General features: G+C 43.8%; 13 protein-coding genes. 3 read left to right on the forward strand and 10 right to left on the reverse strand.

Annotated features, from left to right (window positions below):
- Nucleotides 1–100: 100 nt before the first annotated feature.
- Nucleotides 101–1,267: an AIR synthase related protein gene (locus tag G7Y45_RS07600; RefSeq protein WP_005775636.1), complete on the reverse strand. Its 1,167-nt coding sequence runs from the start codon at nt 1,265–1,267 to the stop codon at nt 101–103.
- 7 nt (nt 1,268–1,274) lie between these two features.
- Between G7Y45_RS07600 and G7Y45_RS07605 the strand changes: the two genes are divergently transcribed.
- Entirely contained in the window at nt 1,275–1,580 is a 306-nt protein-coding gene (locus G7Y45_RS07605) for a hypothetical protein (protein WP_165016874.1), read from the forward strand.
- Between the two features lie 334 nt (nt 1,581–1,914).
- Here G7Y45_RS07605 and G7Y45_RS07610 read toward each other — a convergent pair whose 3' ends face one another.
- From G7Y45_RS07610 to G7Y45_RS07640, 7 genes are all read right to left on the reverse strand, one after another.
- A complete protein-coding gene (locus G7Y45_RS07610; protein WP_005775638.1) occupies nt 1,915–2,496 on the reverse strand; it encodes a LemA family protein in 582 nt (193 codons plus the stop codon).
- Between the two features lie 50 nt (nt 2,497–2,546).
- Nucleotides 2,547–3,470: a TPM domain-containing protein gene (locus G7Y45_RS07615; RefSeq protein ID WP_022011941.1), complete on the reverse strand. Its 924-nt coding sequence runs from the start codon at nt 3,468–3,470 to the stop codon at nt 2,547–2,549.
- A gap of 1 nt (nt 3,471) precedes the next feature.
- Complete coding sequence (locus tag G7Y45_RS07620; RefSeq protein ID WP_005810187.1) at nt 3,472–4,422, reverse strand: alpha/beta hydrolase; 951 nt, start codon at nt 4,420–4,422, stop codon at nt 3,472–3,474.
- Nucleotides 4,422–5,165: a shikimate dehydrogenase gene (locus G7Y45_RS07625; protein ID WP_005775642.1), complete on the reverse strand. Its 744-nt coding sequence runs from the start codon at nt 5,163–5,165 to the stop codon at nt 4,422–4,424. Before G7Y45_RS07625 ends, G7Y45_RS07620 begins: the two co-directional genes overlap by 1 nt.
- 26 nt (nt 5,166–5,191) lie before the next feature.
- Nucleotides 5,192–5,929, reverse strand: a complete 738-nt coding sequence (ubiE, locus tag G7Y45_RS07630; RefSeq protein WP_165016871.1) for a bifunctional demethylmenaquinone methyltransferase/2-methoxy-6-polyprenyl-1,4-benzoquinol methylase UbiE — start codon at nt 5,927–5,929, stop codon at nt 5,192–5,194.
- A 122-nt stretch (nt 5,930–6,051) separates the two neighbouring features.
- On the reverse strand, nt 6,052–6,993 hold the full coding sequence (locus G7Y45_RS07635; protein WP_165016868.1) for a phosphoribosylaminoimidazolesuccinocarboxamide synthase: 942 nt from the start codon (nt 6,991–6,993) through the stop codon (nt 6,052–6,054).
- Between the two features lie 19 nt (nt 6,994–7,012).
- Nucleotides 7,013–8,026: a PhoH family protein gene (locus tag G7Y45_RS07640; protein WP_165016865.1), complete on the reverse strand. Its 1,014-nt coding sequence runs from the start codon at nt 8,024–8,026 to the stop codon at nt 7,013–7,015.
- Between the two features lie 163 nt (nt 8,027–8,189).
- Between G7Y45_RS07640 and G7Y45_RS07645 the strand changes: the two genes are divergently transcribed.
- The gene (locus tag G7Y45_RS07645) at nt 8,190–8,870 is read left to right on the forward strand and encodes a DUF5715 family protein (RefSeq protein ID WP_044300028.1); all 681 of its coding nucleotides are present in this window, start codon (nt 8,190–8,192) and stop codon (nt 8,868–8,870) included.
- A 75-nt stretch (nt 8,871–8,945) separates the two neighbouring features.
- Here the strand turns inward: G7Y45_RS07645 and G7Y45_RS07650 are convergent, their stop codons facing one another.
- Both G7Y45_RS07650 and G7Y45_RS07655 read right to left on the reverse strand, forming a co-directional pair.
- On the reverse strand, nt 8,946–10,583 hold the full coding sequence (locus G7Y45_RS07650) for a flotillin family protein (protein WP_005810181.1): 1,638 nt from the start codon (nt 10,581–10,583) through the stop codon (nt 8,946–8,948).
- Nucleotides 10,584–10,606: 23 nt separating this feature from the next.
- On the reverse strand, nt 10,607–11,104 hold the full coding sequence (locus G7Y45_RS07655) for a hypothetical protein (RefSeq protein ID WP_005775649.1): 498 nt from the start codon (nt 11,102–11,104) through the stop codon (nt 10,607–10,609).
- Between the two features lie 153 nt (nt 11,105–11,257).
- Here G7Y45_RS07655 and glaB point away from each other — a divergent pair, with 153 nt between their 5' ends.
- Nucleotides 11,258–13,045, forward strand: coding sequence for an alpha-1,3-galactosidase (gene glaB, locus G7Y45_RS07660; protein WP_165016862.1), 1,788 nt, complete (start codon nt 11,258–11,260; stop codon nt 13,043–13,045).
- Nucleotides 13,046–13,052 lie beyond the last annotated feature (7 nt).

Genomic DNA, 13,052 nt, shown 5'->3' on the forward strand with positions numbered 1-13,052 from the left:
TGCGAATTTAATCCGTCACGGAAGATACAGAGGTTTTTGTAAGTGCGTGTAGTGCCTCTGCAAGCTCTCTGTGTCCTCTGTGATGGATCTTGTTCGTTTTTTAATAAGTGAATTCTCCGAACTCACTCTTGATAATCAGTTCTTTCTTATCGCTTTCTTCGATGCGTCCCACGATTTGTGCAGGGATACCGAAAGATTCGCTGATCTTGATAACTTCGGCCGCGTGTTCGGGTGAAAGGTATACTTCAAGGCGATGGCCCATGTTGAATACCTTATACATTTCTGCCCAATCGGTTCCGCTTTGTTCCTGAATGGTTCTGAACAATGGGGGCACGGGGAAGAGGTTGTCTTTTACCACGCGTACATCGCCTACGAAATGCAGCACTTTGGTTTGTGCACCACCCGAGCAGTGCACCATTCCGTGAATTTCAGGACGTAGCGCATCGAGCAACTTTTTCACTACCGGTGCGTAAGTGCGGGTGGGAGAGAGGACGAGTTTTCCCGCGTCGATCGGAGAACCTTCTACTGCGTCTGTCAGCTTCAGTCCGCCCGAATAAACCAGTTCTTCGGGCACTGCTGCATCATAGCTTTCGGGATATTTCTCTGCCAGATATTTGGCAAAAACGTCATGGCGGGCAGAAGTCAGCCCATTGCTGCCCATACCGCCATTGTATTCTTTTTCATAAGTGGCTTGTCCGTGTGAGGCAAGGCCTACAATAACATCCCCCGGGCGGATATTGGCATTGTTGATAACGTCTGCCCGTTTCATACGGCAGGTTACCGTACTGTCTACGATAATGGTACGGACGAGATCACCCACATCGGCTGTTTCACCACCGGTGGCATACACACCTACTCCCATTTCACGGAGTTCGGCCAACAGTTCGTCTGTTCCGTTGATGATGGCGGAAATTACTTCTCCGGGAATAAGAAGTTTATTGCGTCCGATGGTTGAAGATACCAGAATATTGTCGACTGCGCCCACACAAAGCAAGTCGTCTATGTTCATGATCAGTGCATCCTGGGCAATCCCTTTCCACACGGAGAGGTCCCCTGTTTCTTTCCAGTACATATAGGCCAGGCTCGATTTGGTTCCTGCACCATCAGCATGCATAATATTGCAATACTCCGGATCTCCACCCAGAATATCAGGGATTATTTTACAGAATGCTTGTGGAAAAATTCCTTTGTCGATGTTCTTGATGGCATTGTGCACATCTTCTTTTGATGCGCTGACGCCTCGCATCATGTATCGTTGATTACTCATGAGTTATTTGGATTTTGTATACAACGGCAAAAGTACTGCTTTTTTTCCTTATAGCCAACAAATTGGTGGATATAACGATGGAGTAATACGACAGGGAGAGGGTCCGTTTTTAATTTGGAAGTTTGAAATGAAAAGTTCAAAAGCGCTTTGCAATCCGCCCTTCAATCTGTTGTTAGTGCAGATCAGGCAAATGGACTTACATACACTCGCTGCGAAGTTAAAGCCCAAAGCACGAAAAAGTTTTGGTGAAAGTTTTGCCGGACCTTTAGTAAAAAGAGCTTTTTCATATGAAATTCTTTATCTTAGCTGCTAAGATAGACATCTTGGCGGCTAAGATATATATCTTGCCCGCTAAGATATACATCGTAGCACCTGAGATGAACTTTAATTATTGTTTGAAACGAGTTTCCTTTTAGTTCTTTAGTACTTTAAACGGAATAATATCATTTTGTATTTGAAGTACTTTGGAACAAGGTTTAAGAAAAGAGTGGGGGAGGTGAGAGCGGGACGGAGAGAGGGTGACTGCGGAGCAGATTATATGAATGAATAAAGTGGGAAATATACCCTGTTGAGGGTTATTTCCCACTTTATTCATCGGGTATTGTGTATCGACAATCTTTTCTGGTGAAAAGGATTTGCGTGACTTATCAGAATTTTACTTCCGGTGCCTTTTCCGTGCCTTCGGCTGCTTCGAAATAAGTACGTTTTTCGAAACCGAATATGGAAGCAAAGATGCTTTTCGGGAACCGACGGATAGAGGTATTGTATGCCTGCGCAGCGTCATTAAAATTTTTGCGGGCAACGTTGATGCGGTTTTCCGTACCTTCCAGTTGTGCCTGCAATTCAAGGAAGTTTTGGTTGGCTTTCAGGTCCGGGTAGTTTTCGGTGATGGCAAGCAGCTTGCCCAATGCAGAAGTGACTGCTCCTTGCGCCTTCTGATACTCGGCTAACTTTTCCGGAGTGAGGTCATTAGCGTCTACTTTGATTTGAGTCGCTTTGCTGCGGGCTTCCACTACGCCTTCAAGTGTTTCCTTTTCATGTGAGGCATATCCCTTGACAGTGTTGACCAGGTTAGGAATCAGATCGGCACGACGTTGATACTGTGTCTCTACGTTAGCCCATTGGCTGCTTACATTCTCGTCCATGGATACCAGTCCGTTGTAGGCACTGATGGCCCAGATGACGATAACTGCCACTACGGCAATAAGGATAATAACTGACTTTTTCATATTGTTTCTTTTTGATTACTGATTAATGACTAATAGAATGATTGGGTTGCTTAGAAACGTGAGCCGGCACCTCCGCCTCCGCCCGAACCTCCTCCGAAGCTTCCACCACCGAAGCCGCCTCCGCCGCCTCCGAAACTTCCCCCTCCGAAGCCTCCGATGAAAGGACCTCCGCCTCTTCCGCCACGTCCCCTGTAATTGTCATCGTATGATTGTTGACGCCTGACTACGGTGTGTCCGCAATTGCGGCAAGTATAAATAATATCCTCGGTCTTTACTCCGCTGCGGTTCGATATTAAGTTCGTACCGCTCCGTTGAAGTTGATGTTTTCCACATTTAGGGCAACGGGTACTTGCCCGTGCAGCCAGTATACCTACCACTCCGGCCACCACAATGAAACCTAAAATAGCAAAGAGAAGCATGGAGGCGGATATCCCCTTTTCTCCGGTATCTTTATCATCATTTATCATGGAGCCATCCAGACGCCGGCATACTGCTTGTACTCCTGCTACCATTCCCCGGTTCCAGTCTCCCTTTTTGAGATAAGGGATCATGTCCTTGGTTTGTATGCGTTTGCAGATTGCGTCCGGCAGGTCACCTTCCAGTCCGTAGCCGGTATAGAACTGTATACATCGCTGATCGGTGACCAGTAAGATGACCAGTCCGTTATCTTTTCCTTTCTTGCCCACTCCCCATTGGTTCAGCAATTGATGGGAGAACTCAAAGCAGTCTTTATCTCCGATGGAAGGTACTACGGCAACTACAGTCTCGATACCTGTTTTTTGTTCCAGAGCATACAGCATCGAGTCCATTTCGTCACAAGCCTGTTGTGACAGGATGCCGGCAGGGTTACAGACATATTGCATCTTGTTCTGCAAATGTACTTTGGGGATATTCTCTACGGTGTATATCTTTTCCTGTGCTTTCAGTGGGAGGAATATCCACACGAAAAGTAAATAAGTGAGTATCTGTTTCATATCAATGAATGTAGCGGTCTGTGAATTCTTTTACTTTCCGGGTATATTCTTCCTTATTCTCTTTATAAGATAAGGCATGTGCGGCTCCCGGTACAATCCAAAGCTGCTTGGGAGCCGGTTTGGCTTCATAAAGGGGATAAACCATCCATGTGGGCACGTACGTATCTTTGTCCCCATGAATGAAGAACATCGGCAGGCGGCTTTTTTTAACCTGGTTCAATGATGAAGCCTCTTCGAAGTTCCATCCGTATTTTTTCTGGCACAGCAGGCTGGTGGTATTCATTAATGGGTATGAAGGAAGGTGGAAACTTGCTTTCAGTTCGTGCGAGAATTCATCCCAGACACTGGTGTAACCACAATCTTCAACGAAACATTTCACGAAGTAGGGCTGTACTTCGCCGGATACCATCATTGTGGTGGCCCCTCCCATTGAAATGCCATGTACAACCATTTGAGTACTGTCACCATAAAGCTCATTGGCGATGTGCATCCATTGCATTACGTCCAGACGGTCTTTCCATCCCATTTGAATGGCCGGTCCACCGCTCTCTCCCTGATGTTGCAGGTCGGGCAAAAGCACATTGTATTGCAGGTCGCGATTGTATAGATAGCCTATCATGAACATGCGGATTGCATTGTCCGTATAGCCATGTACAATGACCGCTGTCTTTTTGGTCGGCTGCGGGGCTGCGATGTAATAAGCATGCAGGCGGATGCCTTCCGGATTTAAAACAAAAGTGTCCCGAAGTGCATGAGCCTGATTGAGGCTATCCACCCAAGGACGTAAAAACGGATAGTTTTCGTACATGAAAGGATAAGAATCGGCATTCTTGGCACGTATCTTCGCTTCCGGGCGGAGCGAATAGTTGAGCATGAAGAAACTTCCGCCTATCGTACATCCGGTAAGCAGCAGCAATAATATAACGACGCTTATCTTGATTCCTTTTTTCATTATTTATTCCATATTTCCCATGCGGCAAATGCCTGCAGCAATAACATTTCGAGACCGTTTTTGGTTACGGCCCCATGCTCCTCTCCCTTTTTCATGAAAAGAGTGGTGTTTGGATTATATAACAAATCGTACAATAAATGGTTTGGTGTCAGTAATTCGTAGGGAATGGCAGGACAAAAGTCTACTTTCGGATACATACCTACCGGTGTACAGTTTACAATCACTGTATGTTCTGCCATGATTTCCGGAGTCAGTTCTTCGTAGGTCAGCATGCCTTCTTTTTGGGTACGGGACACGAATATACTATCGATTCCCAGATTCTTCAGGCCATGATAGATTGCTTTGGACGAACCGCCTGTACCCAGGATTAATGCTTTTTTATGATAAGGTTGCAACAATGGCTGAATGGACTGGCTGAATCCTATAATGTCAGAATTATATCCTGTCAGTTTTACTTTTCCTTTAGGCCCACGAACAATTTTAATAACATTGACTGCGCCTATTTGGGCAGTGTCTTTATCCAACTCGTCAAGGAAAGGGATGACTTGCTCTTTATAAGGGATTGTTACGTTCAGTCCGCACAGATTGGGGTTTTCTTCGATCACTTCCATAAAATCGTTGATTTCAGGAATCTCAAAGTTGACATATTCGGCGTCTATGCCTTCAGACTTAAACTTTTCATTGAAAAAGCCGATAGAAAACGAATGTTTCAGTGGATAGCCAATTAAACCATACTTTTGCATAAAGGGGGAGGATGTTAAATTAATATTTATTTCGTAGCCGTATAAAGTGTACAGATGCCGAATGTCAGCCGTCGGAATTGTACCTGGCTGAAGCCAACCTGCGAGATAACGTTTTTCATAACCTCTCCTTGGGGAAATGCTTTGATTGTTTGAGGCAGGTAGCTGTAAGCACTGTTGTCTTTCGATAATAGTTTGCCGAGGGTTGGAATGACTATTTTTGAGTAAATGGAAAATAATTGTTTCATCGGAAATCGATCCGGAGTTGTCAGCTCAAGGATTACCAGATGCCCGCCCGGTTTGAGGACACGGCACATTTCGGAAAGCCCTTTATCCAAATCTTCAAAGTTGCGGATACCAAAAGCGACAGTGATAGCGTCAAAACGGTTGTCGGCAAACGAGAGGGAGGTACAGTCTTCCTTTGCAAAAGATATCTTTTCGGAAAGACCTTCCTTTTTCACTTTTTCACGTCCCACATTCATCATTCCTTCAGAAATGTCTGTTCCGATCAGCTGGTCGGGTTGCAGTTCGCGGCATGCCAGAATGGCAAAGTCACCGGTACCGGTTGCCACATCCACTATCTGTTGCGGGCGGAAAGGTTTGAGCCAATTGATTGCCTTTCGTCGCCAACTCCGGTCAATCCCTAATGAAAGGGTATGATTCAGTTGGTCGTATGCAGGGGCAATGTTGTCGAACATCTGTTCTACCTGTTCGCTCTTTTTCCCGTCATTGCTATAAGGTTTGATTTGTTCTTGTGGGTAGTTCATTTTTCATTCAGAGTTTTATTCACCACAGGGTTTACAAAAGTGGACGGTTTTGGGTTTCAAAACCATGTTTGTGTACTCTGTATACCCTGTGGTGAATCTTATTCGTTTCTGATTCGGGCTTCTTATTTTAGAAATGCCATTACGTTCTTCTCGATACGTTCAGCGATGTTGTTGGTATCTTCTTTAACGAATTTCTCACCAGTGATGTTTTCGAATAATTCAATATAACGCTCGCTGATACTTTCTACGATGGCAGGAGTCATTTCAGGAACTTTCTGTCCTTCTTTACCCTGGAATCCGTTTTCCATTAACCACTCACGCACAAATTCTTTGGAGAGTTGCTTTTGGGCTTCACCTTTTTCGAAACGTTCCTGGTAACCGTCGGCATAGAAGTAACGGCTTGAGTCCGGAGTGTGGATTTCGTCCATCAGGTAGATGGTACCGTTGTGTTTACCAAATTCATATTTGGTGTCTACCAAAATCAAACCGCGTTCTGCTGCAATTTCAGTTCCACGTTTGAACAGGGCCAATGTATATTTTTCAAGTGTAGCATATTCTTCCGGAGTAGCCAGTCCCTGGGCCAGAATCTCTTCTTTGGAGATGTCTTCATCGTGCAGTCCCATTTCTGCTTTTGTGGTTGGAGTCACGATGGGTTCGGGGAACTTCTGGTTTTCTTTCATGCCTTCAGGAAGTTTTACACCACAGATTTCGCGTACACCGCTTTTGTAGGCACGCCATGCGCTTCCGCAAAGATAACCGCGCACGATCATTTCTACCGGGAAACCTTCACAAAGCACTCCTACTGTAACCATTGGATCCGGAGTTGCGACTTTCCAGTTCGGACAGATGTCTGTTGTTGCATCCAGAAACTTAGCTGCAATCTGATTCAGCATTTGTCCTTTATAAGGGATGCCTTCGGGTAATACTACATCAAAGGCCGAGATACGGTCGGTAGCTACCATTACGAGTTGTTCGCCATTGATGTTGTACACATCACGTACTTTTCCGTGGTACACGCTTTTCTGTCCCGGAAAGTTGAAATCTGTTTTTGTTAATGCTTTCATACTTCTATATAATTATGAATTACAAATTACCAACGTTTTGCCGTTCTTTGCTTATGGTGAGCCGCTCGCCGTTTAACTTTTCCCGTTCGGTTTTCTTTTCTTTGTCAAACTTTTCGTAAGCGTCTACAATCCGTTCTACCAGCTTATGGCGCACTATGTCTTTTTTATTCAGTTCAACAAAACTGATTCCTTTGACTCCTTTTAGAATGCGCAATGCCTGCACCAACCCTGATGTTTGTGAAGCCGGAAGGTCTATCTGGGTCATATCTCCGGTGATGATCATCTTGGTATTCATTCCCATACGGGTGAGGAACATTTTAATTTGCTGCGTGGTAGTATTCTGAGCCTCGTCCAGGATTACGACTGCATCATTTAGCGTACGTCCGCGCATAAAGGCTAATGGGGCAATCTGGATGATGTTCAGTTCCATGTATTCCTTTAGTTTGGCAGCTGGAATCATGTCCTGCAAAGCATCATAAAGAGGTTGCAGATACGGGTCTATTTTATCTTTCATATCTCCGGGCAGAAAACCTAACTTTTCACCGGCTTCTACCGCAGGGCGGCTGAGGATAATCTTCTTTATTTCTTTGTTTTTCAGTGCACGAACCGCTAAGGCTATGGCCGTATAGGTCTTGCCCGAACCTGCAGGTCCGATGGCAAATACCATATCGTTCTTGGCAAATCCTTCTACCAGCTTCAATTGATTTTCGCTGCGTGGAATAATGGGTTTTCCCGTGACACTGAATACAATCACATTGCCTGCTTTTTCGGCTTGCGGCGCATTCCCTTTTATAATGTCGATAATGACTTCTTCTTTCAGTGAATTGTATTCGGCGCAATATTTTTCAAGCTTGGTGATGTTTTCTTCGAAAGCGCACATTTCTTCCTCGTCGCCCAGTACTTTAATGACATTGCCTCGGGCAACAATGCGCAGCTTTGGATACAAAGCTTTTATTAATTGTATGTTAGCGTTGTTTACGCCATAAAAGATAACTGGATCGATATCCTCAAGAACTATCAGCTTTTCTATCATTGAATCAATTTAAAGGTTCACGCATACGCTGTGAAATGGACTGCAAATTTAATGAATCGTTCTCATACTTTGCCGATTCTTGCCGAATTAATTTGCGATGCTCTTTCCTGAGAAAGACAATTCCAGTATATTTGTGCCCTCGGAACTTATAAAAAGGCTAATTATGGATTTATCCAACTACAGGTATCTATTTACTATTTCTGTATTTTTATGTTTTACCCCGGCTTTTCTGGCAGGTTGCAAAAAGAAAGATATGTCTCTTAAACTTAACGAACCGCGTAACATCAGGGGAGTGGTAAGTTATAAACGTTCATTCGGGGATTTGAATGATGTGCAGCTAAAAGCGGCCCATACTTGGGGAATTACTCCGTTAGCCTCGCGTGAAGAAGCGGAAAATATGGATGGAAAACTGGTTCACATTACTGATAATGAATTTTATGCAGTGGATTCACTTACTCATTCCATTCCTTATTTAGTACCGCGTGCCAGTGCATTACTCGATACGATTGGAGCGAATTTTTTAGATTCATTGACTGCCAAAGGACTCAATCCGAATAAGATCATTGTTACATCTGTGCTTCGGACAGAGAATGATGTAAAACGTTTGCGTCGCCGGAATGGCAATGCGTCAAAAAACTCATGTCATTTCTACGGAACAACATTCGATGTAAGCTGGAAGCGGTTTAAGAAAGTAGAAGATGAGGAGGGACGTCCTCTTCAGGATGTAAGTGCCGATACCTTAAAGTTAGTGTTGGCTGAAGTGTTGCGTGATGTTCGCAAGGCTGATAAATGTTATATAAAGTATGAACTGAAACAAGGATGTTTTCATATAACAACGAGATAAACGGTAAACTATAAACGATGAACAAAGACTCGCAGAAGTAGCGCAGCCTGTTCATCGTTTATCGTTCATTGTTGTTTACTGTTTTTTATCTTCTTTTTCCTCCTTCTTGTCTTTTTCTTCCGGGTGAATAATGTTTTTAACCGTTTCTCCGATAGGCAGTTTGTCCAATACTCCTAAACTTGGCGCGACAGTTTTTACCAATGTGTTCAAGAAATTACTTGTGCCTCCATTACCTCCGTCGAATACAGTGATATTGCCTAAGTTCATATGTTCGAAGGCTTTTACCTGTTCGCCTGCTATTTCTTTCCACTGATCTACCATCTTGTATTGAATAGCAATAGCCGGATTTGATTCGGCAGCTTTCACCATGGCTTCGAAACCTTCTGCTTCTGCCAGTAACGAGCGTTTTTTACCTTCTGCTTCTGCTTCGAGTTTCAGTTGAATCGCTTTTGCCTCTGCCTCTGCCTGTGCCAGTGTTGCTTTGGCACGGGCTTCTGCTTCACGGGTGATTTTTTCGGCTACGGCTTCTGCTTGCAGAATAGCTTCTTGGCGGGCAACTTCTGCCGGTACTATTTTTTCTGCTTTCAGAGATGATTCTACTTTTCGTGCTTTTGCCTCTTCCACTTCTTTTTGAGCGATTTCTTTAGCTGTCTGTACGGCTGCTTCCGATTTGGCTGCAGCTTCACCGGCTTGTTTGTCGGCATTGGCTTGGGTTACGGCCAGTTCGGAGTTAGACAACGCGATTTCTTTTTGTGCTTCGTTTCGTCCGATGGCAGCTTTCTTTTGTGCTTCAGCTTGTTTGATCTCCATGTCGGAGTTCAACTCTGCAATGCGGCTTTCCTTTTCGGTATTGGCCTGCTCTATCCGGATATTCTTTTCTGCTTCTGCTTTAGCCACTTGCGATTCTTTTTCCGCATTGGCGATAGCTACCTGGGAGATACGGTCTTTATCGGCATTGGCTACGGAGATTTCTTGCAGCTTTTTGGTTTCCGCAATGGCGATATCTTGATCTTTACGAGTCTCCGCCACTTTGGTTTCACGTTCTTTAATCTGGTTGGCAATCTTGATAGCACCCAGTTTTTCCTGTTCTTCAATATTGGCTTGTGCCTCGTTTTGAGCTTTACTTTCCGCTTCTTTTCCTAAATTGACGATATAATTGGCAGCATCGCGAATATCGCTGATGTTAATATTCATCAGGTACAAACCGAATTTGCGGAGTTCTGTATCAATGTTATCTTTTACTTTAGAGAGAAATTTATCACGGTCGGAGTTCAACTCCTCAATTGTCATGTCGGCAATAACCAGACGCATCTGTCCGTAAACCACATCTGTTATCAGATTTTGTTTATCGTCCATGGTCAGCCCCAGCATACGTTCGGCAGCATTTTGCATGACTTCGGGATCCGTACTGATAGCTACTGTAATGGTAGTCGGTACATCCACACGAATATTTTGGGCGGAAAGTGCTCCTGTCAGTTTACAGTCTATCTGCATCGGTTTCATCGACAGGAATTCATATCCCTGTACGATAGGCCATACGAAAGCGGCACCACCGTGATATAGTTTTGCAGACTTTTTGTCTCCGCCTGTCTTACCATATACTACTAATACTTCGTCACTTTTACATTTCCGGTAGCGTGAAAGGATACCGATAAATGTAATTAAGATTACCGCCACGAGTATGGCAGCCATAATCATCATTTCTTGGGTCATAGTTCTCTTTTTTGAGTTTTTAATTATTGGATATATAAAGTTCCGTCCTTGTAGGAGGTGATCGTTGCTTTATCTCCGGTTTGATAGGGTTTACCTGATTCCGTGATAACATCAATTTCTCTCATGGCACCATCCCGGCTGACTTGTACGGTATACTTTTTTTCGTTCTGTTTGAAGTAAATGGTACATTCTCTTCCTACTAATTGTTCTGTTCTCTCCGAGTGATTGGTCTGTTGCAGCTGGTAGGCTTTCTTATATAAAAACCAGACGGCAAATACAAATATCAGTCCGATGACAAATCCAGTCAGGTAAGTCTGTATTTCGGTGTTGTGCTGCAGATACATATACCAACCGAATCCGATACCGAAGTGGGTCAATCCTTTAAAGGAAACCACACTGCTGATATCAGTGTCGATGTCCGTATCTGCGTCGAAATCACCAAAAAAAACGGATAGGATGAATTGTACTGCAAAAATGCCTGTCGTGACAATAGCAATGGTTAGGAAAATATTACTACTCATGGCAATAGGTGTTTAATGGATCATTTTATAGATATAGTCCCCAAATATACATCTTTGGTTTTTATATGCAAAGGTAAACTAACAAAAAAATGGAAGAATCGGAAAATGAATGTATATTTGTACCCTAATTATTAAACAGAAATTGAAAAAACTATGAAGACAATCCTACTCTTTACTCTGAGTCTGCTGCTCTCTTTATCCGTGTCGGATGTTTGTGCACAAGAACGTGTTTACGACATTTCCCAGTTTGGCTTGAAAGCCAATAGTAAGAAAAACGCATCACCTGTTGTGCGTAAGGCCATAGCTAAGATTAAAGCTGAATGCCGTAATGGTGAAGAAGTGGTACTTCGTTTTCCTGCCGGACGCTACAATTTCCATGAAAACGGTTCGGATGTACGCGAATATTATATATCCAATCACGATCAGGACAATCCCAAAAAGGTGGGCATTGCCTTGGAAGATATGAAGAACCTGACTATTGACGGACAAGGTTCCGAGTTTGTATTTTATGGAAGGATGATTCCGGTTTCTTTGCTCCGTTCGGAGAATTGTGTACTGAAGAACTTCAGTATTGATTTTGAACAGCCTCATATTGCTCAGGTGCAAGTGATAGAGAATGATCCGGAAAAAGGAATCACTTTTGAACCTGCATCGTGGGTGGATTATCGTATAAGTAAGGATTCTGTATTTGAAGGACTGGGTGAAGGCTGGACAATGCGATACTCTTGGGGAATTGCTTTCGATGGTAAAACAAAACATGTCGTATACAACACCAGTGATATCGGTTGTCCTACCAAAGGAGCTTTCGAAGTGGCTCCCCGCCGTATCTGTTCTCCGAAATGGAAAGATGCGCGTCTGGTGCCTGGCACGGTAGTGGCCATGCGTGGATGGGGACGTCCTACTCCCGGTATTTTCATGTCACATGACATTAATACTTCTTTGCTTAATGTTAAAGTGCATTATGCCGAAGGCATGGGACTTTTGGCACAACTTTGCGAAGATATTACACTCGATGGTTTCGGGGTTTGTCTGAAAGGCGATAATGATCCTCGTTATTTCACAACGCAGGCAGATGCCACTCACTTCTCCGGATGTAAGGGAAAGATTATTTCGAAGAATGGCCTGTACGAAGGAATGATGGATGACGCCATTAATGTACACGGAACTTATCTGAAAGTAATCAAGCGGGTAGATGATCATACGTTGATAGGACGCTATATGCACGATCAGTCCTGGGGTTTCGAATGGGGATGTCCGGGGGATGATGTTCAGTTTGTACGTTCTGAAACGATGGAGCTGATTGGCAATCAAAACCAGATTACTGCAATTCGTCCTTATGATAAAAATGAAATATCGGGAGCCCGTGAGTTCAGCATTACTTTTAAAGATCCTATTGATCCGGCTATCAATGAAAAAAGTGGTTTTGGGATTGAAAACCTGACATGGACTCCTGAAGTGCTGTTTGCCGGCAATACGATTCGCAATAACCGTGCTCGCGGTACACTGTTCAGCACTCCTAAAAAAACAGTGGTAGAAGACAATCTGTTTGATCATACCTCCGGTACGGCTATTTTATTGTGTGGCGATTGCAATGGCTGGTTCGAGACAGGTGCTTGTCGTGATGTTACCATTCGCCGCAATCGTTTTATCAATGCGCTTACCAACATGTTCCAGTTTACCAATGCAATTATCTCTATTTATCCTGAAATACCTAATTTGAAAGATCAACAGAAGTATTTTCATGGTGGTAAAGACGGAGGCATTGTGATTGAGGACAATGAATTCGATACATTTGACGCACCGATTCTTTATGCAAAGTCAGTAGACGGGTTGATATTTCGCAACAATGTGATTAAAACCAATACAGAATTTAAGCCTTTCCACTGGAATAAAAACCGTTTCTTGCTTGAACGGGTGACAAACGTGAAGATTTCAGAGTGAAGTCGGG

The sequence above is a fragment of the Bacteroides sp. ZJ-18 genome, from assembly GCF_011038705.2.
Taxonomy (GTDB): Bacteria; Bacteroidota; Bacteroidia; order Bacteroidales; family Bacteroidaceae; genus Bacteroides; species Bacteroides hominis.